The sequence below is a fragment of the Paenibacillus guangzhouensis genome, from assembly GCF_009363075.1.
Lineage (GTDB): Bacteria > Bacillota > Bacilli > Paenibacillales > Paenibacillaceae > Paenibacillus_K > Paenibacillus_K guangzhouensis.
The window spans coordinates 4,476,226-4,502,435 of record NZ_CP045293.1 but is presented as its reverse complement, the minus strand read 5'-3'; the positions used below and the strand labels follow the sequence as shown (position 1 = coordinate 4,502,435).

The window sequence follows — 26,210 nt, the reverse complement described above, 5'->3', positions numbered from 1 at the left end:
CATCACAAATAACTGCCAAAAAGCAGTTAATTCGCATCGAAGTAGCGCCGCGCGCCCCAAATAACTGCCAAAAAGCAGTTAAATCGCATCGAAGTAGCGCTAAGCGCCGCAAATAACTGCCAAAAAGCAGTTAATTCGCATCGAAGTAGCGCTAAGCGCCGTAAATAACTGCTAAAAGGCGGTTAAATCGTTCGAAGTGGCACCGAGCGCCGCAAATAACTGCCCAAAAGCAGTTAAATCGCTCGAAGTGGCGCCGCGCGCCACAAATAACTGCCCAAAAGCAGTTATTTCGCCCGAAGTAGCGCCGCACGCCCCAAATAACTGCAAAGCAGTTATTTCACTTCCCATATCACTTGTACTGGCATAGCAAGGGGGATTTACAATGAAACGCCCGCTCTTCGAAATTCGAGCAAGGGAACGGGCGTTATTCATTTTGCTAAGGAATTTTTATACTCGCGAGAATTTCGTTAAACTCGGCGTTGGCTTGTTTGCTAACCTGCGGTGGAGTCGTTAGCAATAGGGTATAGAATTCATTGTTTTGCTCGAAAAGGATCATTCGATATTCAATGGTTTTATTTTTGATGATTAAGCTGTAGCTCAACTGCTTCGCATCGATTTTCCCAACTTTTACGGATTGCTCCGTCATTTTCATCCCATATTTATCTGTGAGATCTTTTTTGGCGAAGCTAACATATTCGTCGAAGCTCATATCTAAATCGCTCTTGCTATAATGCTGAATAACCATCGTGCTCATCACGGAGGAGAATAAGACTAGCTGGTGATCTCCTGTATTCTCAATAGAAGAAGTCACGTCACTCCAGTCTTGGTAAGCTGTGATTTGAATTTTCTTGTCTTTGGTCGCAAATGGCTGCTTCGTATAAATCGCAGCGCTTTGAACCATCTCCAGCCAGTCCACCTTGGCATCCACAGCTTCGCCAATAAAACGTAACGGAACGTAGGTGCTGCCGCCAATCGTCGATGGCGCTGCCGTCAGTTTCATCTGCTTCCCGTTTACTTCTGCCGTGCCGGACCCGACTTTTAGCTTGATAAGCGTATTGGCCTTACTGCCCGTGATGGTTTGCGCCTTGGGATCCCAGTCGACTTTAAGTCCCAAGGCTTCGAAAATCGATCGGAATGGAACCAGCACAGAACCATTCTTTTGGATTGGCGGGGCTTGGAATTTCATTAGCTCGTTATTCAACAGAACGGTGATTCCGTCTGGCTCAGAAGGCGGTGTCGATTGCTCATCAGATTGGTCATCTGCATCCTCAAGCACTTTCACGCCTTTGGCGGTAAGTTCGGTCAGAACTTTCTCTGCATTAGCGTCCAGAGGGTTGTTGCTCAGCGATACCTCTTGCAGCTTTGGTAGAGTCGTTAAGACGCTAATGTCTTGGATTTGATTGTTCTCGATGTATAGATGTTCAATATTCGGATGATTTCTAAGCGGTTCAAGCGACTCGATCTGGTTATCGCTGACGATGAGCCAACTCAGTTTGGTTAGCGATTGGATCGGCGACAGCTCCTTAATCCGATTATGACCGATTAACAAGTCCGTCAAATTGGTCAATCCTGCTAATGCATCGAGCTTCTCGATTTCATTCGCATCGATCATGAGCTGCTCTAATTGGTGTAACCCTTGCAGCGGTTCCAATTGGCTGATTTGATTGCCATTCAGCGCCAAAAAGGTGACTTTATGTAGTTCCTTCAGCGGGCTGATATCTTTAATACCTAGTCCCGGGAGCATGAGGCTCTCTATATTAACGGCATGCTCGAGCCCTGATAAGCTGCCGACTTTCTTCTCGGGATCTTCGGGATAGAGCGACGTCAGAGACGCCAAATCTTTTTTCGTAATTGCACCAGTCGGCTTCTTGAGCTCGATGCGAATTGCTTGTTCCAGATTTTTGTCCGGAATGAGGGAGCTCTCCGCAAAGGTAAGAGGCATGGCGGCAAGGCTGAACATGAATGCAAGCATCATGGATAGCTGTAATTTGATCCGTTTACTCAAAATGGGTTCACTCCTTGAAATTGTCATGTAGACGTAATTCGACAAGGATCACCCATACCCTTTTCAAGAAAAAAAGATAGCCCCCTGGGCTATCTTTTCGTAAATCATCTATCGCTGATTCTTCTTAGGAAGCTGCGCTCTCACAGCCTCGATCGCTTCCTCGATCGTACCCGCTTGGATCACGATTTGCTCCCCTTCGTATTGGCTCATCGCATGCGCATAGCGAGGATCATAATAATGCTCCAGCAGCAGCTTCACCGCACGCTCGTATTGTCCAATCAGCAGATTTGCTTCGATCTCCTTCGCAATGGGCGTATGGATGCGATTCTTAATATGCTTGAAGGCCTGCATCAGCGCATCTTTGTGCTGCATCGGCTGGTAGTCTTCGAGAATATGTCGTACTCGTTCTTCGAGCGGCAGTTCGATGAAGAGCTGTGTACCGGCTTCTTTCATTTGCACGACAGGCTCAGGCAGGACGGCTTTGCCGATGCGCTTGCTCTCGCCCTCTATGAGAACATATGGCGCATCCTGCAGCGTGAGTACCTGCTCCACGAGCAGCGCTTCAAAGGACTTCTGATTGTTCGCGCGCAGTCCGATGTGCCCAAAGATCGAGCCGCGATGACCAGCCATCGCTTCCAGGTCCAAGACGGGATAGCCCTCGGCCATCAGACGACGCAGAATCAGCGTCTTGCCCGAACCTGTGTTGCCATTGATGACATATGCGGCCGGAGGCAGTTCCAGCTCTTCCAGCGTACTTACGACCCATTGACGGTAAGTGCGAATACCGCCAATGAGGCGCGAGGCTTTGATTCCCATCAGGTCGAGGACTGTTGCGGACGTCTTGCTCCGCATGCCGCCGCGCCAGCAGAAGACAACCTTCGGACCTTTGATTTGCGCGAAGGTGCGGATGAAGGCCGGCAGCTTGGCGGAGACGATCTCGAGCCCGCGCTCTTTGGCGGCTTCGACGCTCACTTGTTTGTAGATCGTGCCGATCTCGGCGCGCTCGGCATCGTCGAAGATCGGGATATTTAAGCTGCCTGGGATCGTATTTTCTTGATATTCGGATGGCGAGCGGACATCGATTAACGTCAGCTCCCCCTTTGTTCTTCGTGCTAGCAATTGTTCGATCGTAATATCTTGGAACACGTGAGAGGACCCCTTTTTAGCGCACAACGATGCGTCCTGGATGTTGATCGGTCGTCTCGCCGATGATGCTCGCTTCGACGCCGGCTTGCTGCAGTTGTTGAAGTAGGGTTTCGGCCTGCTCTCCTGCGACGGAAATCAACAGACCGCCGGAGGTCACGGCATCGCATAAGATCCATTGTCCCACCTGATCGAGCTCGGCTGGGAAGGTAATGGCATCTTGGACGTGAACGAAGTTGTTCTTTGTTCCGCCCGGCACGAAGCCGGCTTCAGCAAGCTCGCGAACACGTGGCAAGATAGGAACGCGTGCGGCATCAATGATTAGGCCGACGCCGCTGCCCTTCGCCATCTCGAGGCCGTGCCCCATCAGGCCGAATCCAGTTACATCCGTGCAAGCGTGGACGTCGAAAGGTTCCATCGTCTCCGCAGCCGTCTTGTTCAACGTCGCCATGACGCGCGTGACGCGTTCGACTTCCGCATCGCTTAGTTGATCCTTCTTGATCGACGTGGTGAGAATGCCGACACCGATCGGTTTCGTCAGGATCAGCTTGTCCCCTGGCTTCGCTCCGGCATTGGCACGTACTTTGTCCGGGTGGACAAGACCGGTCACGGCGAGACCGAACTTCGGCTCCTTGTCGTCGATCGAGTGTCCGCCAACGAGCGTCACGCCGGCTTCGTTCATTTTGTCCTGCGCCCCGCGCAGAATGTCTGCTAAGACCTGTTTGTCCAGCGTATGGATCGGAAAAGCTACAATATTAAGCGCAGTCAGCGGTTTGCCGCCCATCGCATAAATATCGCTGATGGCATTCGCCGCTGCAATTTGGCCGAAGGCATACGGATCATCAACGATCGGTGTGAAGAAGTCGACGGTCTGCACGATCGCGAGCTCGTCCGTTAATTTATAGACACCTGCGTCATCACTCGTATCAATGCCGACGAGGAGATTCGGGTTCGGGATCGCAGGCGGCAGCGTACGAATGACTTGTGATAAATCCGCAGGGCCGATTTTGCATCCGCACCCGCCTTTTGTAGAGTAAGAGGTTAATTTTATTTTTTCTGTACTAGACATGTCCTTGTTCCCCTTTCATTCTTGCACTAAGATGGAAGTATATGTTCATGATAACCGATTTGCCGGTACGAAATCTATGACGGAGGAGGTTCCCACCGATGTGCGGACGATTTACCATTACGATGACCTTCGAAGAACTGCTCGTGCGATTCTATATCGACGAAGCGGATAACTCCTTTTATTTGCCGAGATACAATGTCGCTCCGATGCAGAGCGTCCCTGCCATTGTCAACGATGGCACACGCAATCGTCTAGGCCCGCTGCGCTGGGGACTCGTCCCGAACTGGGCGAAGGATCAACGGAAGGCCGGCGGCATGATCAATGCCAAAGCCGAGACGCTGTTAGAGAAGCCCTCGTATCGTAATCTTGTCTATCGCAAACGCTGCATCATCCCGGCCGATTCATTCTACGAGTGGAAGGCAGTGGGCAGCAAGAAGCAGCCGATGCGGTTCATGATGAAGGATGAGGGGATATTTAGCATGGCGGCCTTATTCGATACCTGGGTGAACCCGGAGGACGGCGCCAAGATCAGCACCTTCTCGATTATTACGACAACGCCGAACAGCCTGGTGTCGGATGTACACGATCGCATGCCCGTCATTCTGCGCAAGGATGATGAACCCTATTGGCTGGATCGCCATCAGACGAATCCGGACAAGCTGTTGCCATTACTGAAGCCATTCCCCGAATCGACCATGACGCGTTATGCCGTGTCCAGCACCGTTGGGAGTGTTAAGAACGACAGCCCGGCATGCATTGCACCAGTCGAGGCATTGACGCCAGAGGATGAAGCAGAGCAGCCATATCTATTTTAAACAGAGAGGAGAACACCCATGGAGACAGAAGTCGAATTGTCGCGTGTGAAATCGCACAAACCACATCGATGGAGATGGAGGTGGGCACCCAGAAAGAAGAAGTCAGACCGTTCGAAGCCGAGTGTAGCTGCACTGGCGGAGGATGGACTGTCGACGATCGACCGGGTGAACATCAGGCACACGATTATCATCGGCGCAATTATTGTGGCGCTGGTCTACCTATTCAACCGAGCCAGCGCGTTGGAACGGGATATTTTTGTCGATAATCAGCTCGATCTGAACATGATGTGGAACTTCGTAATGTATATGATCAAAGGGATGGTCTGCTCGGTTTTTATCGCGATATTTCTCTATCTTTTTCATTTTGCGTTTTACTTTATTCCCGATTCTCGCATTACGATGGCGAAGGTCGAGAAATATTTTACGATCGTGCTCTATTACTGCGGACTTAGTATGTTGTCCGCGTTAACCTTCCCGTTCTTATTTATCTATTTATTGGCGAATGTCTTGCGGAATCAATCGCTTCACTCGATTAGCTACCTCATCATGGCGGCGGTCATCGCGCTTGTACTGATCGGGTTCTACTTCATTGTTCGCGTGACTTCAACCAAACCTTATATCAGCAAAAGCTACGGGCTATATGTCATCATGATGTTCCTCTTCATGATCGCTTTCTATCTATATCCATCTGTTAAAAATGCCTGGTTCCCTTCTATCGCTATCCAGAGTACAGAGTTCTATGTGTCCAAGGATGATGCCGCGATCGTGAAGTTCAAAGGGGATACAATCGGGGCATATCTTGTGCCTGAGCCCTATACGGGCAATGAGAAGGAGAATGGCATCCCGCTCAAAGAAATCTATGTCAATCCGGGTGTACGGCAGTTCTTGATTGATTTCACGGATCCGCGGATTACCGCAGGAAGCTATGAGATTGTGGTCGTGTATCGGAATGAGGGCTGGCTCCCGCCGTTTACGACGGCATCGAGTACGGGGGAGAAGAAGATATCGCGGCGAATCGCGTATGTTTTCGATGGCGGTATTGAAGACAAAGCCGATTATTTGGATCGTTATTTGACGTTGCTGAAAAGAGAAAGGCCAGCTCAAGGCGTGACATCGGAGATGCTGGGCCAGACATTAACGCATTTCGCCAAGGTGCTTCAAGCGAATCGTTATGATTTCGGCAACAAGGAGGTCCAAGATCAGCTTGAACCGGTTCGGACGCAGATTTCGCCACATACGCAGGACATCTTCAGCAAAATGATAACGGATCGTGTCTTCAATACCGATTAAAGGAGGCTTGCAACCTTTCTGTCATGTCGGCGTCTAAAGGATGGTCGATACATTTATTTCCAAACTATAAACTATGAATCTATGGCTGTGGGGAGTGTTGTATGTGAGCATGTATGGGAAGAGGAGAGCGGTCGCGCTATTGGCAATGAGTTGTATGCTGCTGATGGGCGGCAGCATTGGTTATGCGGCGGCGGAGTCGAGTGCGCCATCAGGGATGGTCGTCGAAAATCGACCGGATGTCGCGCCGAAAATTGATTATCAACACGTTGGATGGATTGATGAGAAAACAGGGTCGGTCTATTATAATGTAAGCGGGCATGACGGGAACGAATATTGGAATGTTATTGTGGAGCGCAAGTCGGATGGCAGTTTAAGCCGATGGGGAGAGGGCTTTGATTGGGTAAGCCACTGGAATCCCAAAGACGAACCGAACGTACAGGTATCGTATAATTTCGAAATGGAGCAGCAGCCGTCCTACTATAATTGGACAGATGACACCGTTCGCGAAGGGCTGAATTTTATGTTGTCGCCTAGCGGCAAATGGGCTTTTGTTGAGCAATCGCATTACCGTACGCCTGGAGATAAACGCTATGTCTATTGGATGCGTAATACCAAGACAGGCGAGATTGTCGAATGGCATGAGAGTTACGGATATGCAAGGGCGGCCTGGACGACGGACAATAAGATCATTCTGAAACGATACAATGAGCAAGAGCGCCAGAATGAGGTTGTGACGTACGATCCCGCATCGAAGAAATGGGAGCAGGTCTTGTTAGGCACATTATATGTCTATGATATCAAGAGCAACCAGATGGTCTATGTCAAGAATGAGCCCACTCGTCAAGAATTGGTATACGACCTTGGTACGAAAAAATCCCGTCCATTCGTCGATGAGAAGGAGCGGAAGCTTCTATTCGCAGCGTCGCAGCTAGATTACGAACAGCAACCGAAGCTCGATGAGAATCTGGACGTCTGGAAGCTGCCTGTTCGTCCAGTTGCGGTCATCAAGGATTTTCTCCATACGGTCCATATTGGCGGGCAGGAGGCCCCGGTTCCATATGTCTTCAGCAGCCAGGGGATTCAATGGATTCCGATGCGCGAGTTGGCGCAGAAGCTGCATTGGCAAGTCAAGCTTGAGCCTCCGAAGGATCAAGTAACGAAACCAAGATATCGTTATACGATTCAAGTCGATTCACGGCAAATCATACTGACGCCGGATAATAGTAGAATTATGAACGACCGCGTCTTCCTGACGCAAGCACAATTGAAAACACTCGGATATTCGGATATTTCGATCACATCGAATCGATAACGGGGTTAGGCGAAGGGGCTGGACAGCGGCATTGACTGTTCAGCCCTTTGTGTTGTTCTCGGCATTGCGGTACGCCTTCACGATCGCCTCTGCTTGTTGCACGACAAGATCATGAAGCGCTTGCGGAGCAACGACGATGGCTTCCGGTCCATAGCCCAGCAAGTAGGAAGCTGCGGATTCAAGCGTATCGAATTGGATGCGAGCGGTGCTCCACTGCACTTTGCCGTCTAGCGGTTCTCGGTCCAGAACCGTTGCAAAGCGCGCAAACTCCATACGGGTAAGAATGGCGTTGTGCGCTTGAATGACGGCTTCGTATCGAGGGAGATTGGTCTTGAAGCTCTGCACGGACGCATCCCAGTAGGCGGCAAGATTGAAGTTGACGGGGCGCTCGAAGATCTGCTCGGTCTTGTTCGCATGTTCAATCCGCGAGATCCGATAGGTGCGATAATCCCCTTCAAGTGTGCGGGCGGCGACATACCATATGTTGCCTTTGACGACGAGGCCAAGCGGCTCAATAGTTCGTTCTGATGCTTCAGTCTGCGATGAGGTGGAGGCATAGCGAATCACAAGCTGCTTCGCCTCCCATACGGCTTCTTGCACTAGAGACAGCCAAGCAGCGCTGTGACCTGCCGCATTCCAGCCGGCTCCGTCAATATGAATGCGTTCGCGAACGAAGGAGGCGTCGTCTTGCAGGGTTTGGGGCAGCGAAGCGAGCAGCTTGAGCAGCGCGGAATCGTATTCTTTATGAAGTCCTAATTCGGACAGCGCTTCCGAAGGACGAGCTAGCAATAGCGACATCATCTCATCCGCGTGCAGTCCTGTAAGATTGGTCCGATAACCTTCCATGAGCGCCCATCCGCCGCTTGAGCCGCGTTCCGCATAGACCGGAATCCCGGCCGTGCTAAGGGCTTCCATATCCCGATGGATCGTTCGTTCAGACACCTCAAGCTTGGCAGCAAGTTCGGATGTGGTCATTTTTCCATGGCTTTGAAGACATAATAGAATCGATAATAGACGGTCACCGCGCATGTAGAACAGCCCTCTCTTTCGATAAAATCATATATGACAATAGATGTCATGATTCGAATGATACATTAAATACAAGTAACAAGCAAATACGAGAGGTGGATAACTTTATGAGTAAACCATTGGCTGGAAAAATAGCAGTTGTCGCAGGAGGTACCCGCGGCGCTGGACGAGCGATCGCCGTATCGCTAGGGGAAGCGGGCGCGACAGTCTATGTGACGGGACGCAGTGTACGGAGTCGTCTATCGGATATTGGACGTCGTGAGACGATCGATGAGACGGCGGAGATGATCGAGGCGAGAGGCGGAAAGGCATTCCCGGTCCGCGTGGATCATACGGTGGAATCTGAAGTGGTTGCGCTCTTCGAACGGGTGAAGCAGGAACAGGGACGTCTCGATATTCTCGTCAATGACATTTGGGGCGGCGAATCGTTGATTGATTGGACGAAGCCTTTCTGGGAGCATTCGCTAGAGAATGGCTTGCGCGTGCAGGAACGTGCCGTACGAACCCATATGGTAACCAGTTATTACGGGGTGCAGTTGATGATACCGCGCAAGCAGGGATTGATCATCGAGATCACGGACGGGGTGAACTATGATTACCGCGGCAATCTCTATTACAGCTTGGCGAAAATCTCGAACATCCATCTGGCGCAAGCGATGGCAGCGGATTTGAAGCCGCATGGCATCGCAGCCGTATCGTTAACGCCAGGATTCCTGCGGTCGGAAGAAATGCTGGAGTATTTCGAAGTGACGGAAGCGAATTGGCAGGAAGGCGCGAAGAAGGATCCGAACTTTATCGCATCCGAGACGCCGTATTATATCGGACGGGCGCTTGTCGCGTTGGCAAGCGATCCAGATGTACTTGAGAAAACAGGCGGTTCTTATAGCACGTGGGGACTGTCCGAAGTATACGACTTCACGGATCTTGACGGGTCGCGGCCGCACTGGGGACGGCATTTTGCGGAGCATGTCGCGAAGGCGTAAGCACATCAAGGAAGCCGCTGGACCGGGAATCAACCGAGATCAGCGGCTTTTCCTTATAGAGCCCTGTCTGCCGAGGGGCTATCATGCGGAACGGGCGCCGCGATGCTGGCTTGTCGAGCGGTCTTGCAGACGAACCGCATGAGCTTTCGGTGGAGCGACGGGAACAGAGTGAACACGACATCCATCGTACGCCGCAGCGGCATCGGGCAGATGATCGGTTCATTGCGCTTTAGCCCCTTCACGGCAATGCGTGCGAACTGGTCAGGGCGCATCAGCTTTTGTTTTTTCATCTGGGCTTGGATTTTGGCTTTATCCATACCAGGCGTCTCGCTCTTCCCGAAGATAGGTGTATCCACAAAGGCAGGGCATAAAGCGCTGACGTAGACGCCGAATGTCTCCGCTTCATAATGCAGTGACGTTGTCAGACCGACGACAGCGTGCTTCGTGGTGGCATAGGCCGCCGCCGTAGGTGAAGGACCGAGTCCGGTCGCCGATGCGGTATTGGCGATATAACCAAAGCCTTGCTGTTTCATAATCTCGTAGGCAAAGCGCGTACCATGAATTACGCCCCACAGATTCACATTGATGATCCGTTCCCAATGCTCGTTCGTCGTATCGTACAACTCTCCGCACATGGAGATGCCCGCATTGTTGAACATATAGTCAAGCCGCCCAAATTCTTGCTGAACATCGCGGATGACTGCCTCGACCTGGGATGGGTCGGTGACGTCAAGGTGAACGCCGCGCGCGTTGCCGCCAGCTTGTGAAATGTCTTGCACTGTCTGCTCTCGTCCTTGTGGATCGATATCAGCGATGATGACGAAGATTTGCTCGCGAGCTAACTCAAGTCCAATGGCTCGGCCAATACCTGATCCGCCTCCGGTCACGATGGCGATTTGTTGTGCTGCTGTCATTTGTTCCACATCCTATTCTTTGTCATTGAAATGCTACATTAGAACAATTGGAACGATCGTTCTAATCAAGGCGAAAGCAGTCATTTATGACTGCCGAACCCCGCCTAGGAATATCGTAACGCATTGACGGAACATCCCGTGAAGCTGCTCGTATTCCATCGTATAGATATGCTGGCATAACGCGCCGAACCAGGTGCCGAGCAGAAAAGTCGTCGCCTCCAAGTCAGCGATCGCGAACTCCCCCGTATCCATCCCCTGTTGGAGGATTGTTGCGTAAGCTTGCATCGGCGTGGCAGCCAGCCCATAGAGCTCCTGCATGGTCTCAGGCTGCACGTTCGGATTGGCAGTGAGTTCTTGGCCGACCTTGAGCAGAGGCGTATGATAGTTATTCAACACGAAGGTGGCCATCGCATATAGCTTCTCGGTGGCTGAATCATAGTTCGGGGAGATGGCGTTCCATTTCTCGGCCCATACGCGCATGCCGTCCTTCGCGAGGTAGAGGAACAGCTTCTCTTTGTTCTCGAAATGGTAATACACATGCCCTTTACTGTAACCTGTCTCTCGCGAGATATCGGAGATCGAGGTGCCTGCGAACCCTTTTTGCGCAAACAGATGTGCGGCTTTCTCGGCGATCTCCTTGCGAGTCTGGTCACTATCGTAATGTCTTTTCATCATGGGTCATCCTTATCTATTGAACGATCGTTCTATTCTGATCATACTCGATTCACCGGACTTCGACAACAGAATATGGAAAAATTCACATGTTATTCATAAGACTCAAAAACATAATCGATCACACAAAAAGAAGCAAGCTGTAAGCTTGCTTCTTCGTCCTTGCCTACCTACAGGTTATCCCGTAATCTCGGCTTTTTCCGCCTTTGTCAATCCTTTAAAGACAAGCTCATACGAGTGATCGATCAGCATCTTGATCTCTTCATCGGTGAGATCGCCGTCCAGGGTAACGGTGTTCCAATGCTTTTTGTTCAGATGATACCCGGGCTTAATGTCGGTATATTGTTCCCGAAGCGAAGCCGCGCGGACCGGATCGCATTTCAAGCTGATATCGGGTGCAGGATCGTCGGATGACATCAGTGCGAACATTTTCGTCCCGACCTTCAGGACGCGTACTTCATTACCGAAGGGGAAAGTTAAGGTGGTGCCCGGCTTGCTTAAGCAGTATTCAAGATAATGGATCATATACGATGCGTTCCCTTCTTATATATGTGATTTGAAATATTGAATCCCCATCGCTTCACGCACCTCTTCCATGGTATGGCGTGCGATGCTGCGAGCGTGTTCGGTCCCGTGCTGGAGCATTTCATCGACGAATTTTGGCTTTGTTTCATAGTCAGCCCGTCGTTCACGCATTGGGGCGAGAAGCTCTTGAAGGGTGTTCGTGATGTGCTGCTTGCAGGCTGTACAGCCGATCTTGCCTTGCTCGCACGCAGTATGAATCTCGGCAGCCTCAGTCGAGCGAAACGCCTGGTGATAATGATAAATGGGACAACGCTCAGGATGCCCTGGGTCATGCTTATGAATGCGCGCAGGATCTGTTACGGCTTTCCGTACTTTGAGCGCAATCTCTTCGGGGCTCGCACTTAACGCAATGGCATTACCGAGGCTCTTGCTCATCTTCGCATTGCCGTCGAGCCCCGTGAGGCGGGGGAACTTGCTTAGCATCGCTTGCGGCTCAGGGAATACCGGGCCGTAGAGCTCGTTGAACCGCCGCACGATGTAGCGCGAGCTCTCGAGATGCGGCAGCTGATCCTCGCCGACAGGAATGATCGTTGCTTTGCAGAACGTAATATCCGCCGTCTGGCTGATCGGGTAGCCGAGGAAACCGTAGTAGAGCTCATCAAAATTGCCGCCGCGGGATTCCGCTTTGATTGTAGGGTTATGGCGCAAATGATTGATCCGCACGAACATCGAGAAGTATACCGTCAGCTCGGCGATTTCCGGAATCATCGATTGGATGAAGATATTCGCATGCTCCGGATCAATGCCTACTGCTAGATAATCGAGTGCTACTTCACGCACATGTTCGCGAATCATTTCGGGCCGATCAAAATGGGTCGTTAAAGCCTGGACATCGGCTAACATGATGAATGTATCATATTGATGCTGCAGCTGTACACGATTCTGTAAACTTCCGGCGTAATGGCCAAGGTGTAGTCGGCCTGTCGTGCGGTCTCCGGTTAATACACGTTCTTTTAACATCAGAAATCCTCCTTAGGGAGCCGCCAACATGAGGCTGGCGACCCTTTCGATTAAATTTACCGTTACTGTGAATGAACCATCGCCACCACCAACCATCTTCCATGACCATCACCTCCTTTCAAAATAACCCCGCAACGTGATACATTAACTTCACGCGATGAAGTATTCTATACCAACAAAAAAAGCCTTCGCCCTATGAAAGGACGAAAGCTTCGTGGTACCACCTTTATTGATTCGTTGCTCGCCTTGGAAAGGGAGAACGGATCCGCTCTAACGATACGGAATTCGCCAGTCTAGTCCAGCTCATCGATATCGCTCCCTGGATAACGGCGGGAACCCCGGTACTTCCTACTCTCGCAGCAGCGGTTCGGAAGACAACTCCAAAGGCCATTCAAAGTGCGGTGGACACCGGTTCACAGCTCCCACCGGCTCTCTGCAAGTCCTCGTTCGCGCTCCTACTTCCCCTTTTTCAACGTCGTTTAGCAAATATTTCATTTCCAGTATCATACGCGTCTGTAGGGCTAGGCGTCAAGCACCGATTCGCGGATACGCACTTGCTCTGCTTGTTTCTGTCTGAACCAGAATCCAAGTGCGGCGAACACGATGAAGATACCGCCCAGCAGCCAGAAGAGCGATGAAATCGAAATATGCTGCATGCCGATCCCAGCCAAGTTCGGCGCAAGAATGCTGCCGATGCTGAAGATGAAGCTGGCAACGACGTTGGCCGAAGGCAGATAAGCTTTGGGTAGAATATCTGCTGCAAAAGCGAGCCCCAGCGAGAAGAAGGAACCCAGCATACCGCCCGCAATCATAAATAGAACCAGGATGGCCGTCGGATTCGCACCATAGAGCGGAATGAGCAGGAAGGCAACCCCGCCGAGGAAGCCTGCGCCCATGAGCACTTTTTTACGGCCAATCCGGTCACTGAGTACGCCAAGCGGCAACTGGAGGATCAATCCTCCGATCCCAAAGAACGGCAGCAGGAAGGAAATCCAGTTCTGCTCGAGCCCAATGCGCAGCGCGTAAATCGGGAAGCTGCTATTCATCGATGCTTCGGTATAGCCGTATAGGAACGCGGGTAGAAGCGCGAACCATGCCCATTGGAAGGACCGTGTATAGCGGCGTTCCAGCACAGGCGCATTTTCTTTGTTGGTCCCCATGACCTGATAGTCAGGCAGAATGAATACAATGAGGAGCAGCACGATGGTGCATAACACGCCGATCGCTGCGAAAGGTACCCAATCGCCAAAGACAAGCAAATTCATGCCGAGCGGCCCAATACTGAACCCGATCCCGTAACTCATCCCGTAGAAGGAGAGGTTGCGTCCCCGGTTCTGCTCATTGCTCGATGTCAGCACCCAGAGCTGGGATGCGTAGTGCAGTGCGCTATCGCCGACACCGACTAGGAATCGCAGTGCGAACCAAATCCAGATATTCTGAAACATCGGGAACAGCACTAAGGCAGCGATGACGAGCATCAAGGATAAGGATATGAGTTTTTTGAAACCGAAATAGGCTAGTAGTTTCTCTACGAAAAAGAGGGTGGAAAAGATACCGATATACAGCATCGCCGCATTCAATCCGTTCAAGTCGGATGAGACGCCCATATGCTCGAGCAGGACCGTCAGCAGCGGCAGCAGCAGTCCTTGACTCGCGCCCGTCACGATAATAACCGTAATCATTATGAAGTAATGCAGTCTCGAGGATTGCATTGCTGTGGAATCATTGTTCATGATGTATCCTCCTCTGGATGTAAACAGCACAACCGCTCTATTATAGTGAAATTGCGCGAAAATCTCAACAATCGCCGTGAGGTACAAAATAGAAATCCCACTTGCGCGGCGCTATGGTAAGCGGAACGCGAGAGTGGGAGGAATGAATTGCAAACCTATGTAGTTCATCGATGACATGCGTTCAGAAGAACATTTTTATCACAACAAGGAAAATAATGTAGCCGACAATGGATCCCCCGATATAGGAGAGACCAGCACGCTTCTTCTCTTGAAAAAGTCGCAATACCCCCAGGCTGAGCAGCGGGCAAATGACCATCAAGAAGACGGCAATCGTAATGAATAACGAGGCATCAATTTCACTAATATCAACAATGGTCACTGGATAACCCCCGTACATGAATTCGATATCGAGATCGTGGTGATCTGCATCACATTAGTATTATATAGAATACGCCGAAATTTTACCTTAATAATCCTTTTGCAAATGGGGCGAAATTAAGAATTTTCCGAACCGGAAAGAGCCGTTATGATATAATGGACGGTAGATTGCGAGATTCTATTTCCTTGTAGAGAGCAGGAGGAGACGTTGTGAGTTATTTGGTAGGGATTGATGTTGGAGGAACGAACATTGTATGCGGTCTGGTCGATATGGAGTACAACTTGTTGCAAACGCTTAAGCGGCCGACGGAACGGCATCTGGGCAGTGATCATGTACTGAACAAAATGGTATCGATGATCGACGAGTTGCTGGAAAATGCGAAAGTGGATCGCAGCGAACTGAAGGCGGTTGGCGCGGGGATCCCTGGATTTATTGATCCGAAGAGAGGGTATGTGACATTCAACTCGAACCTGCAGTGGAGAGATTTGCCATTCGCAGATTTATTGAGTGAGAAAATTGGCGTGCCTGTATTTATAGATAATGATGTGCGGATGTACATTTTTGGTGAAGCGATGAAAGGTGCCGGAAAAGGCGCAGATGTCGTGCATGGCGTAACGATCGGGACAGGCCTTGCCGCAGCGACCGTATCGAATGGTGAGTTGTTCTACGGCAGCGGCTATATGGCAGGCGAGTTAGGCCATGTGACGATTGATGGCGAGAAGACGCCTTGCGGCTGCGGACTAACAGGCTGCCTCGAGACCGTCGTATCGGCGACGGGGATTGCGCGCCAAGCATCCGAAGCGTTAGCTGCGGGACGTGAGAGCTCGCTGCGTGACGTGTATGAGAAGGGCGAGCTAACGGCGGCGGAAGTATCGAAGGCTTTTGATGCCGGCGATCAGCTTGCGATTGATATTATGAATTATACCGGTAAGGTGCTCGGAAAAGGCTTGGCTTATTCCATCAGCTTGTTCAGCCCGGACGTGGTCGTCATTGGCGGAGGCGGCGCAATGGCAGGTGAACGTCTATTGAAGCCGATGCGCGAAGAGCTGGAGCGTTCGGTTTACAAAGGATACTTGGAGCGTCTGAGCATTCGGGTCGGCGAACTCATCGATAACGGCGGGGTTATTGGCAGTGCGGCATTCGCGAACAGCAGCGTGTCCAAGCAGGCCTAACGGTCGGTTGGAATGGTTATTGCGATTATTTTGTTCTTGATTGCAGGGCTCGCAGAGATCGGCGGCGGGTATCTCGTATGGCTATGGCTTCGTGAAGCGAGGCCGATGTGGTACGGCATTGTTGGATCGGTGATTCTGATCGCCTACGGCGTCATCCCGACGTTGCAGAAATTCCCTTCTTTCGGCCGTGTCTATGCGGCTTACGGCGGCGTGTTCATCGTGCTGGCGGTCTTATGGGGATGGATGGTGGATCGGAAGACGCCGGATCTGTACGATTGGCTTGGCGCAGGCATTTGTATTGTCGGGGTGTCCGTCATGTTATGGGCACCGCGGCATTAAAGGCCTGAAGGATGATTCGGTAGGAAAGGACGAGTGGAGTTGGATTTAACGACGGAGTTATTGCAGCATCGCATGGTCGCGATCTTCCGCGGTATTGCGGATCATCAAGCGGATGCGGCGGCGAAGGCGCTGGTCGATGGCGGTGTAGCCTTCATGGAGGTCACCATGAATACGACTGGGGCGCTGCCGATTATTTCGCGCTGGCGCGAGTCGTTCGATGGACAGGCCTACATTGGGGCCGGTACGGTATTGAATGTCGCGATGGCGAAGGAAGCGGTGGCGGCAGGTGCACAGTTCCTGATCTCGCCGAATTTGGATGAGCAGGTGATCGCGTACGGTGCGGAGCGTGGTGTGGACGTCTGGCCAGGCGTGATGACGCCAACCGAGATCGTTCGTGCCTGGAATGCTGGAGCGAAGCTGGTGAAGCTGTTCCCGATGGCATCGCTCGGGCTTTCGTATCTGCGCGAGATCCGCGCACCGCTCGATCATATTCCGATCATGGCGACAGGCGGCGTTGATCTCGGCAATATCGCGGATACGTTCGCGGCTGGGGCCGCAGCTGTCGGCCTCGGTACGAAGCTGGTGCGGCCGGATCTGATCGCCAGCGGCGATTTCGAGCAGATGACAGCGAATGCGAGGGCGTATGTGGACGCGGCAGCGGCGAAGACGACACGCTGAGTAATGAAGACTTCCATGTCCGAGAGGATATGGAAGTCTTTTTGTGTTGGGGGAGAATTAACTGCGAAAATGCAGTTAATTTGCTCGTATTGGTGCGTTTCAGCTCAAATAACTGCAAAAAGGCAGTTAATTTGCTCGCAGTCGCGCGTTCCAGCTACAAATAACTGCAAAAAGGCAGTTATTTCGCTCGCAGAGGCGCGTTCTAGCTCAAATAACTGCAAAAAGGCAGTTAATTTGCTCGCAGTCGCGTGTTCCGGCTCAAATAACTGCAAAAAGGCAGTTATTTCGCTCGCAGAGGCACATTCCGCCCCAAATAACTGCCAAAAGGCAGTTATTTTGCTCGCAGTCGCGCATCCCAGCTCAAATAACTGCCAAAAGGCAGTTAATTTGCTCGTAGTCGCGTGTTCCAGCCCAAATAACTGCTAAAAAGCAGTTATTTCGCTCGTAGTCGCACGCTCCAGCTCAAATAACTGCCAAAAAGCAGTTAATTCGCTCGCAGTCGCGCATCCCAGCTCAATTAACTGCCAAAAAGGCAGTTATTTCACTCGCAGAAGCGCGCCCCAGCTCAAATAATTGCCAAAAAGCAGTTATTTCGCTCGCAGTTCCGCGGCCCGGCCACAGTAATTCGCTCATCCCCGCCCAGCAACTGCCCCTCCCACTACTGGAATACCAAGGTGACAATGGACAGCTTTTTCATATGCTTTCCATCACTTTTTTCAGCAGATCGGGGAACACTACAGGTAATTTTCAATTGGCATGAAAGTGATATCGGAGGTGCTTCGAATGCAGGGCATGATGATCTTACAGGTAGCTGTTCTTGTGGTCGCGCTCATCCTTGTGCTGGTGTGGCTGCTCGGGGTGCGATCACAGACGCCGCTGCGGCGAGTCAATGATGCGGTGCCGAAGCAGCCCTATGAAGATGTGAAATTCCGTAGCGGCGACAAGCAGTGCTGCGGATGGTTCATCCCAAGCCGTGACATCGCGACGCAGGAGCAGCCGACGGCACCGACGATTATCATCGTCCATGGCTGGGGCTCGAACCGCGCATATTCCCTCCGGTATGTCGATCCTTTGTATGATGCCAGGTTCTCCATCTTCCTGTTCGATGTGCGCTGTCATGGCGACAGTGAAGAGATCCCAGCCTCTTCCTCCTTTACGTTCCGCGACGATCTTCTGGCTGCAGTTGAATACGTGCGTACTCGCCCCGACGTGCAGCAGGACGCTATTGGCGTCGTGGGTCACTCGCTGGGCGGATTGGGCTCGATCCTGGCGCTTGATCTTGGACTTTCGGTACAGGCCGTCATCACCGACTCGATGCCAATTCGACTTCGGACGGTATTGCAGTCGGAATGCAGCCGCATTCATATTCCCATGTTCCCGCTCGCATATATGGTGATGTTCATCTGGTTGCTGCGTGCACGGATTACCCCTCAACTGTTCAAAAATATGAACGTTATCCATGTCCTTAATCGCAATGCACAGGGTGCGAATATTCCTGTTTTCCTCGTTCATTCCAGGCATGATGGGTTCATTCCGCATTCGGAGCTGCAATACATTATTGACCACGTGAACACGAAGGTGGAGCATTTATTTATTGAGATTCAGGGTCATAGCTGTTCTGAGCAAGATCAGCAATTCTGGGGACACGTCATTCCCTTTTTTCGACGGCATCTCCTTGGGACGGATCAGCGTATAGCGCAGAGGTCCTAATTTGAGGGAATAGACGAAAATAATAGGAACTTTTTTCCTCCTTCATCGTTTAACAAGATATGTAAGGAAATATCTGGTTGATGATTAGGAGGATTGATGTCATTGAAATCCAAGAATAACCGCCGAGCGGTGTTGATTAAAAAAGCGGCGATCGCCACGACGCTAAGCGTATGTCTTATCCAGCAGGTTGCCGCTGCAGAGAGCGTGAAGGATGGAACGTCAAATTCAGGAACGTTCTCTACGTCAGTGAATAGTAGTTCGCAACCCGCAAAGAATCAAACGGCAGAGAAGAAGACACCGAACATCTCGAAAGACGAGGCTGTTGCGAAGATCAGAGATCTCTTCCCGCAATTCAAAGATGCAGAAGTGGAGAACGTGACGTTAGGCGATCCGAATGTCTATCCGCCGAGAAATGAAATGGTCTGGACGATTCAGTGGAAATATCAGATCGGGAATAGCGGTTATGGCTTTGGCAGCCGGGTCGATGCATTAACGGGCGAGATTCTGCAGGCGGATTTCAGCCCATGGAGTGAAGTGAGCAAAGGGCAAGTGAAATATCCGCCGACGTACTCGAGAGAGCAAGCAAAGGAAATTGCTGAGAAGTTGATTGGGCGAATCGTGCCAAGTATCGACGTCAAGACGCTTAATGCGCAGAATAACATAATGTACGCTTATAACTCGGGGCTGTTCGGGCCTGCGAATTATTCTTTTTCATACAATATTCCTGTGAACGGGCTGCCCTCGGATGAGACTATCAATATATCAGTAGATGGGGAAGGAAATATCTTCAGCTATTCCCGTTCAATGTCGGGATTGAGCTATCCATCGGCTACGCCATCTATCACGGCTGAGAAAGCCAAATCATACTACGCAGAGCTTCTCAAAATGGAGCTCGCTTATCTGCCTGTCGGTGAACCGTACGGCAATTCGAAGGACATGATGCTCGCTTACCAGCCTGCGAATGTGCAATTTGGCATAGTGGATGCGAAGAGCGGCAAATTCGTTGACCCTCAGACCGGCAAAGAAGCCAAGCCGAACCTGAATACGAATACATATAAGAGCATTACCCCTACAGCGAAGCAGTATGCGGCGCATCAAGGAGGTGAGTTAACAGCGGATCAGGCCAAAGCGATCGTTCTGAACGTGTTGAAACCGCCTGCTGAGAATAAACGGATGAACCAGAATATGCAGAATGACTGGAATGATCCATCGGTCAAAATATGGTATTTGTCATGGGATCAACCGAATCCGGTAGGACCGGATGGGTTCGATAAACAATTTAACGCACGAGTGAATGCCAAGACGGGTCAGATCATAGCGATAGGCAATCCATATATGTCCTACCGAAATGCCAATACGAAGGAGAAGAAAAAACCAGAGATAAGCCTGACTGATGCGGAGAAAAAAGCGAATTACTGGATCAACCTCCTGTACCCGGACGCGGCCGCGAATTTGAAGCTCCGCACCCCATCGGAACAGAACATACAGAATAATGGCGGGTTTTACTTCGAGTATCAGCAGTTCCTAGGCGATATTCCGGTGAACTATAACAACGTTCGCATCGAACTAGGGAGCCGCGGAGAGCTCGTGAATTATGATGATTCCACCCGGTCAATCGACCGAGAAGCGATGAAGGCGCTGAAACCTTCGATTACGGCGGAAGAAGCACGCACTGCGTTTTTGAATCAGTTCGAGATGCAGCTGCAATATACGCGTGTAGGTCCATACGACTACAACAATCCCAATGCGAGCAATCAACAAGAGCAGCGCTTAGTCTATAGCCCGAAATTTAATCCTGAGGAAAAGTCTCTGCTGAACGCTGTAACAGGCAAGTTCCAATCGTACTGGTATCAAGCTGGGCAAAATTCAGCGCAGACGGCTAAGGATATTCAAGGCACGGCTTCGGAAGCCGCGCTAACGAAATTACTGCAGGCAGGCGTCCTGAAGCCGAATGAAGAAGGTCTCGTGAAGCCAAGCCAGCCAATTAAGCTCGGGGAATGGATGCAATGGATCACAAGTAGCGTGCAGCCTTATGCTAGCTACCGCGATGATAAGCCACTTTTCAAGGATATTTCCTTTGACAGTCCGTATTATTCCGCGGCTTCCTTCTTCGTCGAGAAGAAATGGCTGAAGCGAAATCCAACTGAAAGCTTGAGACCAGAGACCGAAATTACCCGTGAACAACTTGCCGAATCGGTCACTCGTATACTACAATACGAGCAACTAGCGAAATTCTTAACCAAAGATGTAGAAGTGACGCAGCTGCAGGATGCTGCAGAAGTACAGAGCAAAGGCGCGGTTGCACTCATGCTGAAATTAGGAGTCATGAACACAGACGGAGGCAAGTTCCATCCGAAATCTACGATCACACGTGCAGAAGCGGCAGAGACGATTATGAAGCTTGTTGAACTTCAGGGTAAAATTGATACTGAAATTCAGCGTTAGTTCACAAGGGGGTTGAGTTGTGCCTCGTTTCGCAAGGCAAATGTTCAAGATATTGTTGGTAAGCACACTAAGTTTTGCTGTGGTAGAAGTCATTAATAATCCTGTTACAGCGGCGGTGGATACACCTACGGTGAATTCAATGGAAGGGCTCACAAAAGAAATTTATCAGTCGATGTTGAATCGCGAGACCGTCATGACCTATTCCATCCATGACAGTGTATCAAAGACCAAGCTAGAGAAGGCACTGCAGGATGCGATGGCTATGGATCCTTACGTTCAGTTCATGGTTCGTCAATATTCCTATCAATACAAGAGTTCGCTATTATCCTCGAGCATTACGATTTATATGGACTACCGCGAAGACGCGGATCAGACCGCGTACGTGACAAGTAAGGTGAAGGCAGTACTGCCTACCATCATTAACAAGAATATGAATGCGCATGAGAAGGTCAAAGCGATTCATGACTGGGTTGTTCTGAATTTAGCTTATGACACATCACTTAAGAATGATACGGCGTATCTCGGCCTGAAGGAAGGCAAGACGGTCTGCCAAGGTTATGCCTTGCTAACGTACCGGATGCTGAAGGAAGCAGGCATTACGAATCGAATCGCCGAAGGAAAAGCCGGAGGACAGCTGCATGCTTGGAATGTCGTAAACTTGGATGGCAAGTGGTACCATTTGGATACGACGTGGGATGATCCCGTCCCGGATCAGAAGGGCAAAGTCAGCTATCATTATTATTTGCGCACAGATAAGCAGCTTCGCGTAGATCATCAGTGGACGAAGGTTTATCCTGCAGCAACGGAATCCTACGATAAGACAGTAGAGCAGCTGAAGAAGAATGATGCAGGCCGTTCTGCGTTTTACACAAAGTTAGAGACAGAGCTTAATTATATTTACCTCAAGTCTGAAAATATTGTCACGTCCGTATCTGGGTTATCGACGAAAATCGAGCAGGCGGTGCGCGCAGGCGATTCAACGGTGAAGGTGCGCTATACGCGCAAGACAACACTGGCCGATGATCTGGGCAAAGCTCTGCAAGAGATTAGCGGGTTCCATGGATCCATTCGATACAGCTATCGCGATTTTGAAAATACGGGCGATATTCTGCTTGAAATTACTCTGAAATAAAAATAAAAGGAATGGAATCGGTGTTTAATCGTTCAGTCAGAAATTTGATATTCGGACAGACGTTGTCCAATCTAGCAGATGTGATGGCAACGATCACAATCGTAACCCTCATGTATCATATTAGTAATTCGGTGACGTATACGGCGCTTGTTCCACTCGTGAGAATGATTAGCCAGAGTGTTAGCGGGCTCGCTTCTCCGCTCTTGCTGGATCGTTATCCATTAACGTTCTTACTCAAAAGCTCGCAATTCCTACAGTTCATTTTGTTCTGCATCATCGGTTGGTATGCATGGCAATCGCTAAGTCCTGGCACGCTCTGGATAATGCTCCTGCTGATCATGTTCTGGGCCTTCCTGGACGGTTGGACTTCGCCCGCAACTAGTGCCCTGATTCCAAGACTTCTCGACAACTCGGATCACGTCATGAAGGCGAACGGTATTTTCGGAACCTCCAATCAAATTGTTCAGCTCGCGGGCTGGGCTGGAGGAGCGATTGTATTCAATTGGCTCGGCGGGACGTACACGCTCCTCAGCATTGCCGTTATGTATTTCCTCGCGTTCCTGATGACTTCGTTGGTGCATGAGCCGAAGCTGAAGCAAGCGAAGAAATCGACGTCAGATGAAGATGAGGCGTCCGTACCTAAAGCCGGTGCATGGCAGCGTCTTCGCGAGGGATGGCTGATCATCTGGTCGCGTCCGGCGCTTCGTTCGCTCGCGATTATGGATTTCTTAGAAGGGTTAGCGGGCTCGGTCTGGGCTGGCGCCTTCTTGCTCGCTTATGTGAAGACGGTGCTGAATAAAGACGAGACATGGTGGGGCTATATCAATGTCTCGTACTTTATCGGAGCCATTGTCGGCGGCTTATGTATCGTCGCGATCAGCTCGTGGCTTAATCGCAATCGATTCGGCGCCATGATGATTGGGATGATGGGCTATGGTGTGCTGACCATGGTTTTCGGGTATATGACGAGCGCTTGGATTGCGCTGGCGCTCGCTTTATTCATGGGGCCGCTGGTTGAGATGCGTACGGTAGCCGTTACGACGATAAGGCAGCTGAGCGTGGAGGAGGAGCTGCTGCCGAAGGTGCTCGCAGCGATGTCTACGCTCAATACGTTTATCTTTGGTATTTCGGTGGTGGTGCTGGGGGTTCTATCGGATCTGTTCGGCATCGCAGCGATCTATGTCATTTGTGGGTTACTAAGTTTAGTCGCGACGGGTATTGGTTACTTGTATCGTCAATCGTTCAAGGAACTTCAGCCAAACGCCGTCATGCCAATGAATCGGTCCTTATAGGACCGATTTTTTTTTGACCATTGGCGATAAAACCTACTTCTGATCGCGGTCGCTCATCTTCGAAATAAACCTCGATAGAGGTTTGTTCAGACCTGACTCTATCCAAACCGAAGTATCGCTTGGAGGGGCTAGGTTTTTTTGTGTCGCTGTGGCTTAATTCATAGCGAAATGGACACGATAGGGGTAGATTAATTAGGCTAAACGGACAGCTTAGAGAGGAGCAAGACGAAGAACAAATGAATAGCATCGAACAGAAAAAGCTTCGCTGGTACAACGTCGCCCTAATCGCCTTCGTGTCGGTATGGGGGTTCGGGAACGTCGTCAACAACTATGCGAACCAAGGATTAACGGTTATTACATCATGGATTCTGATCATTGCGTTATATTTCGTGCCTTATGCGCTAATGGTCGGTCAGATGGGTTCTACTTTCAAAGAAGGAAAAGGCGGCGTCAGCAGCTGGATTAAGGAAACGATGGGCCCTACCATCGCTTTTTTCGCAGCATGGACGTACTGGGTGGTTCACGTGCCTTATTTGGCTCAGAAGCCGCAAGGGATTCTTATCGCATTGGGCTGGGCATTTACGGGGACGGGCGGATTGACATCGAAATATTCCCCCTTCATTATTCAGACGGCTTGTCTTGTCGTCTTTCTTATATTTTTATGGATTGCGTCGTACGGGCTAGCTTCCCTGAAGCGAATCGGTACTATTGCGGGACTTGCGGTCTTCATTATGTCCCTGCTGTACATCTTGCTGGCGATTACGGCTCCGGCTCTAACGGGTGCGAAAATCGCTACGGCGAATATTACGTTCAAATCGTTCATCCCGGACTTTAACTTCGCCTACTTCACGACGATCTCCATGCTCGTCTTCGCGGTCGGCGGTGCGGAGAAAATCTCTCCGTACGTCAATCAGACACGTAATCCGGCGCGTGAATTTCCGCGGGGGATGATTGCGCTCGCGATCATGGTTGCCGTCTGCGCCTTGCTCGGTTCCTTCTCGATGGGGTTGATGTTCGATTCGAGCAACATTCCAGCCGATCTGAAGATGAACGGACAATATTACGCCTTTCAGATTCTTGGCGGATATTACGGCTTAGGCAATGGATTGATGATCCTGTATGCGATTGCGAACACGCTTGCTCAGATCTCAGCACTTGCCTTCTCGATCGATGCGCCGCTCAAAGTACTATTAAGCGACGCGGACCGGAGGTATATTCCGGAAGGCTTACTGAAGACGAACGCTCGCGGCACACCGGTGAACGGCTACCTAATGACGGGGGTCCTGGTCGGTATTCTAATTATTATTCCAGCCTTAGGCATCGGTAATATGAATTCGCTATATAACTGGCTGTTGGATCTCAACTCCATCGTCATGCCGCTTCGTTACTTATTCGTCTTCCTTGCTTTCATGGCGCTCATGAAAGCGGCGGACAAATTCAAGTCGGAATACCAATTCGTCAAAAATAAAACATGGGGTTTCATCATTGGTCTCTGGTGTTTCATCTTCACGGCTTTCGCCTGTATTATGGGGATGTTCCCGAAGGTCGAAGCTTACACTAGCGAATGGTACTTCCAGTTCATCATGAACATTGTGACGGCTTGTCTCTTGATCGCGTTAGGATTGATCCTCCCGCAGATTGCGAAGATGACCCGTCGATAACCATATATGAACGACAGACGTCCTATGATGGCGTCTTTTTTTGTGCGAATAGGTTGATAATCCTGTGTTGAACTGTAATGATAGTTAAGAAGGAGCGTGATCTTATGAATAGCAAGGAACGGTTCTCGAACCGGGTCGATACGTATGTGTTGTACCGTCCGAGTTATCCGCAAGAAGTCATGGATTATTTGTACGGCGTGATTGGGCTGAAGCAAGAAAGTGTCGTCGCGGATGTAGGAGCAGGGACAGGGATATTTTCCAAGCTGCTCTTGGAGCGGGGCAGTCAGGTGATTGCTGTCGAGCCGAATAAGGAGATGCGTGAAGCAGCCTTGAAGGATCTGGAGGGAGCACCGAATTATCGCGCAGTGCCTGGATCTGCTGAAGAGACAGGACTCATGGATCATTCCGTCGATTTTATCGTCTGTGCTCAGGCGTTCCACTGGTTCGATCGGACAGCGGCACGGAAGGAGTTCGAACGCATTCTGAAGCCAGGGGGCAAGATCGTGCTGATATGGAACAATCGCCTGACCGAAGGAACGCCATTCCGGGAAGAATATGATCGATTCTTACATACGTTTGGTACGGATTATAAGACGGTAACGCAGAAAAATATTACGCCGGATGCATTGGGGGCGTTTTTCGAAGCAGGAGACATGCAGATCGGTACATTTCCGAATCATCAGCGATTTGATCTAGAAGGGCTCGCAGGACGCGTGTTGTCTTCATCGTACATTCCAGTCCCTGGGGATCCAAGCTATGAAGCGATGATGGATGCGCTGCGTGCATTGTTTGAGCGGAATGCTGAGAACGGAAAAGTATCTTTCGATTATGAGACGGAAGTGTTCTGGGGTTCTTGATGTGTTCAGCGCACTTTAAGTTAAGCTGCCGATTC

The 26,210-nt window shown here is 50.6% G+C and carries 24 protein-coding genes and 1 other annotated feature; of the genes, 13 read left to right on the top strand and 11 right to left on the bottom strand.

The window, feature by feature from the left end:
• Positions 1–171 precede the first annotated feature (171 nt).
• The 4 genes from GCU39_RS31610 to selD all read right to left on the bottom strand — a co-directional run bounded on the left by GCU39_RS31610 (position 172) and on the right by selD (position 4,217).
• Positions 172–432, bottom strand: a complete 261-nt coding sequence (locus GCU39_RS31610; protein ID WP_193726564.1) for a hypothetical protein — start codon at positions 430–432, stop codon at positions 172–174.
• A gap of 4 nt (positions 433–436) precedes the next feature.
• Positions 437–2,005, bottom strand: a complete 1,569-nt coding sequence (locus GCU39_RS20255) for a stalk domain-containing protein (RefSeq protein ID WP_193726563.1) — start codon at positions 2,003–2,005, stop codon at positions 437–439.
• 108 nt (positions 2,006–2,113) lie between these two features.
• Positions 2,114–3,151, bottom strand: a complete 1,038-nt coding sequence (gene mnmH, locus GCU39_RS20250) for a tRNA 2-selenouridine(34) synthase MnmH (protein ID WP_152395168.1) — start codon at positions 3,149–3,151, stop codon at positions 2,114–2,116.
• Between the two features lie 16 nt (positions 3,152–3,167).
• Positions 3,168–4,217 carry a selenide, water dikinase SelD gene (gene selD, locus GCU39_RS20245; RefSeq protein ID WP_152395167.1) on the bottom strand — a complete coding sequence of 350 codons (1,050 nt, stop codon included), beginning with the start codon at positions 4,215–4,217 and terminating at the stop codon, positions 3,168–3,170.
• Positions 4,218–4,315: 98 nt separating this feature from the next.
• On the opposite strand from selD, the gene GCU39_RS20240 reads away from it, so the two are divergent.
• From GCU39_RS20240 to GCU39_RS20230, 3 genes are all read left to right on the top strand, one after another.
• Entirely contained in the window at positions 4,316–5,032 is a 717-nt protein-coding gene (locus tag GCU39_RS20240) for an SOS response-associated peptidase (RefSeq protein WP_152395166.1), read from the top strand.
• Positions 5,033–5,050: 18 nt separating this feature from the next.
• The gene (locus GCU39_RS20235; protein ID WP_152395165.1) at positions 5,051–6,322 is read left to right on the top strand and encodes a hypothetical protein; all 1,272 of its coding nucleotides are present in this window, start codon (positions 5,051–5,053) and stop codon (positions 6,320–6,322) included.
• 73 nt (positions 6,323–6,395) lie between these two features.
• The gene (locus GCU39_RS20230; protein ID WP_193726562.1) at positions 6,396–7,634 is read left to right on the top strand and encodes a hypothetical protein; all 1,239 of its coding nucleotides are present in this window, start codon (positions 6,396–6,398) and stop codon (positions 7,632–7,634) included.
• Between the two features lie 39 nt (positions 7,635–7,673).
• Here GCU39_RS20230 and GCU39_RS20225 read toward each other — a convergent pair whose 3' ends face one another.
• On the bottom strand, positions 7,674–8,663 hold the full coding sequence (locus tag GCU39_RS20225; protein WP_152395163.1) for a helix-turn-helix transcriptional regulator: 990 nt from the start codon (positions 8,661–8,663) through the stop codon (positions 7,674–7,676).
• A gap of 107 nt (positions 8,664–8,770) precedes the next feature.
• On the opposite strand from GCU39_RS20225, the gene GCU39_RS20220 reads away from it, so the two are divergent.
• A complete protein-coding gene (locus GCU39_RS20220) occupies positions 8,771–9,646 on the top strand; it encodes an SDR family oxidoreductase (RefSeq protein ID WP_152395162.1) in 876 nt (291 codons plus the stop codon).
• 53 nt (positions 9,647–9,699) lie between these two features.
• On the opposite strand, the gene GCU39_RS20215 is transcribed toward GCU39_RS20220, so the two are convergent.
• From GCU39_RS20215 to GCU39_RS20190, 6 genes are all read right to left on the bottom strand, one after another.
• On the bottom strand, positions 9,700–10,560 hold the full coding sequence (locus tag GCU39_RS20215; protein ID WP_152395161.1) for an SDR family NAD(P)-dependent oxidoreductase: 861 nt from the start codon (positions 10,558–10,560) through the stop codon (positions 9,700–9,702).
• Between the two features lie 84 nt (positions 10,561–10,644).
• Entirely contained in the window at positions 10,645–11,235 is a 591-nt protein-coding gene (locus GCU39_RS20210) for a TetR/AcrR family transcriptional regulator (RefSeq protein WP_152395160.1), read from the bottom strand.
• A 174-nt stretch (positions 11,236–11,409) separates the two neighbouring features.
• On the bottom strand, positions 11,410–11,757 hold the full coding sequence (locus GCU39_RS20205) for an MmcQ/YjbR family DNA-binding protein (RefSeq protein ID WP_152395159.1): 348 nt from the start codon (positions 11,755–11,757) through the stop codon (positions 11,410–11,412).
• 18 nt (positions 11,758–11,775) lie between these two features.
• Entirely contained in the window at positions 11,776–12,777 is a 1,002-nt protein-coding gene (trpS, locus tag GCU39_RS20200; RefSeq protein ID WP_152395158.1) for a tryptophan--tRNA ligase, read from the bottom strand.
• Positions 12,778–12,973: 196 nt separating this feature from the next.
• Positions 12,974–13,259: a binding site (T-box leader), on the bottom strand.
• Between the two features lie 39 nt (positions 13,260–13,298).
• A complete protein-coding gene (locus tag GCU39_RS20195; protein ID WP_265333411.1) occupies positions 13,299–14,510 on the bottom strand; it encodes an MFS transporter in 1,212 nt (403 codons plus the stop codon).
• A 181-nt stretch (positions 14,511–14,691) separates the two neighbouring features.
• Positions 14,692–14,889: a hypothetical protein gene (locus GCU39_RS20190; RefSeq protein WP_152395157.1), complete on the bottom strand. Its 198-nt coding sequence runs from the start codon at positions 14,887–14,889 to the stop codon at positions 14,692–14,694.
• A 209-nt stretch (positions 14,890–15,098) separates the two neighbouring features.
• Between GCU39_RS20190 and GCU39_RS20185 the strand changes: the two genes are divergently transcribed.
• The 9 genes from GCU39_RS20185 to GCU39_RS20145 all read left to right on the top strand — a co-directional run bounded on the left by GCU39_RS20185 (position 15,099) and on the right by GCU39_RS20145 (position 26,175).
• On the top strand, positions 15,099–16,061 hold the full coding sequence (locus GCU39_RS20185) for an ROK family protein (RefSeq protein WP_152395156.1): 963 nt from the start codon (positions 15,099–15,101) through the stop codon (positions 16,059–16,061).
• Positions 16,062–16,073: 12 nt separating this feature from the next.
• On the top strand, positions 16,074–16,400 hold the full coding sequence (locus GCU39_RS20180) for a YnfA family protein (RefSeq protein ID WP_152395155.1): 327 nt from the start codon (positions 16,074–16,076) through the stop codon (positions 16,398–16,400).
• A gap of 33 nt (positions 16,401–16,433) precedes the next feature.
• Entirely contained in the window at positions 16,434–17,078 is a 645-nt protein-coding gene (locus GCU39_RS20175) for a bifunctional 4-hydroxy-2-oxoglutarate aldolase/2-dehydro-3-deoxy-phosphogluconate aldolase (protein WP_152395154.1), read from the top strand.
• A gap of 756 nt (positions 17,079–17,834) precedes the next feature.
• On the top strand, positions 17,835–18,788 hold the full coding sequence (locus GCU39_RS20170) for an alpha/beta hydrolase (RefSeq protein WP_152395153.1): 954 nt from the start codon (positions 17,835–17,837) through the stop codon (positions 18,786–18,788).
• A gap of 96 nt (positions 18,789–18,884) precedes the next feature.
• Entirely contained in the window at positions 18,885–21,233 is a 2,349-nt protein-coding gene (locus GCU39_RS20165) for an S-layer homology domain-containing protein (protein ID WP_152395152.1), read from the top strand.
• Between the two features lie 40 nt (positions 21,234–21,273).
• Positions 21,274–22,365, top strand: coding sequence for a transglutaminase domain-containing protein (locus GCU39_RS20160; RefSeq protein WP_193726561.1), 1,092 nt, complete (start codon positions 21,274–21,276; stop codon positions 22,363–22,365).
• 44 nt (positions 22,366–22,409) lie between these two features.
• Entirely contained in the window at positions 22,410–23,657 is a 1,248-nt protein-coding gene (locus GCU39_RS20155) for an MFS transporter (RefSeq protein ID WP_193726560.1), read from the top strand.
• Between the two features lie 236 nt (positions 23,658–23,893).
• Positions 23,894–25,318 (top strand): amino acid permease, encoded by a 1,425-nt coding sequence (locus GCU39_RS20150; RefSeq protein ID WP_152395149.1) that lies wholly within the window; start codon positions 23,894–23,896, stop codon positions 25,316–25,318.
• Between the two features lie 104 nt (positions 25,319–25,422).
• Positions 25,423–26,175, top strand: a complete 753-nt coding sequence (locus GCU39_RS20145; protein ID WP_152395148.1) for a class I SAM-dependent methyltransferase — start codon at positions 25,423–25,425, stop codon at positions 26,173–26,175.
• The last annotated feature ends 35 nt before the right edge of the window (positions 26,176–26,210 follow it).

Coding starts and splice junctions, on each gene's coding strand:
- GCU39_RS20150 (WP_152395149.1), top strand. CDS start 23,894: ATGAATAGCATCGAACAGAAAAAGCTTCGCTGGTACAACGTCGCCCTA.
- GCU39_RS20225 (WP_152395163.1), bottom strand. CDS start 8,663: ATGCGCGGTGACCGTCTATTATCGATTCTATTATGTCTTCAAAGCCAT.
- GCU39_RS20235 (WP_152395165.1), top strand. CDS start 5,051: ATGGAGACAGAAGTCGAATTGTCGCGTGTGAAATCGCACAAACCACAT.
- GCU39_RS31610 (WP_193726564.1), bottom strand. CDS start 432: ATGAATAACGCCCGTTCCCTTGCTCGAATTTCGAAGAGCGGGCGTTTC.
- GCU39_RS20210 (WP_152395160.1), bottom strand. CDS start 11,235: ATGATGAAAAGACATTACGATAGTGACCAGACTCGCAAGGAGATCGCC.
- GCU39_RS20195 (WP_265333411.1), bottom strand. CDS start 14,510: ATGAACAATGATTCCACAGCAATGCAATCCTCGAGACTGCATTACTTC.
- trpS (WP_152395158.1), bottom strand. CDS start 12,777: ATGTTAAAAGAACGTGTATTAACCGGAGACCGCACGACAGGCCGACTA.
- GCU39_RS20220 (WP_152395162.1), top strand. CDS start 8,771: ATGAGTAAACCATTGGCTGGAAAAATAGCAGTTGTCGCAGGAGGTACC.
- GCU39_RS20145 (WP_152395148.1), top strand. CDS start 25,423: ATGAATAGCAAGGAACGGTTCTCGAACCGGGTCGATACGTATGTGTTG.
- GCU39_RS20240 (WP_152395166.1), top strand. CDS start 4,316: ATGTGCGGACGATTTACCATTACGATGACCTTCGAAGAACTGCTCGTG.
- GCU39_RS20205 (WP_152395159.1), bottom strand. CDS start 11,757: ATGATCCATTATCTTGAATACTGCTTAAGCAAGCCGGGCACCACCTTA.
- GCU39_RS20180 (WP_152395155.1), top strand. CDS start 16,074: ATGGTTATTGCGATTATTTTGTTCTTGATTGCAGGGCTCGCAGAGATC.
- GCU39_RS20215 (WP_152395161.1), bottom strand. CDS start 10,560: ATGACAGCAGCACAACAAATCGCCATCGTGACCGGAGGCGGATCAGGT.
- selD (WP_152395167.1), bottom strand. CDS start 4,217: ATGTCTAGTACAGAAAAAATAAAATTAACCTCTTACTCTACAAAAGGC.
- GCU39_RS20170 (WP_152395153.1), top strand. CDS start 17,835: ATGAAAGTGATATCGGAGGTGCTTCGAATGCAGGGCATGATGATCTTA.
- GCU39_RS20230 (WP_193726562.1), top strand. CDS start 6,396: ATGAATCTATGGCTGTGGGGAGTGTTGTATGTGAGCATGTATGGGAAG.
- GCU39_RS20165 (WP_152395152.1), top strand. CDS start 18,885: ATGTCATTGAAATCCAAGAATAACCGCCGAGCGGTGTTGATTAAAAAA.
- GCU39_RS20160 (WP_193726561.1), top strand. CDS start 21,274: ATGTTCAAGATATTGTTGGTAAGCACACTAAGTTTTGCTGTGGTAGAA.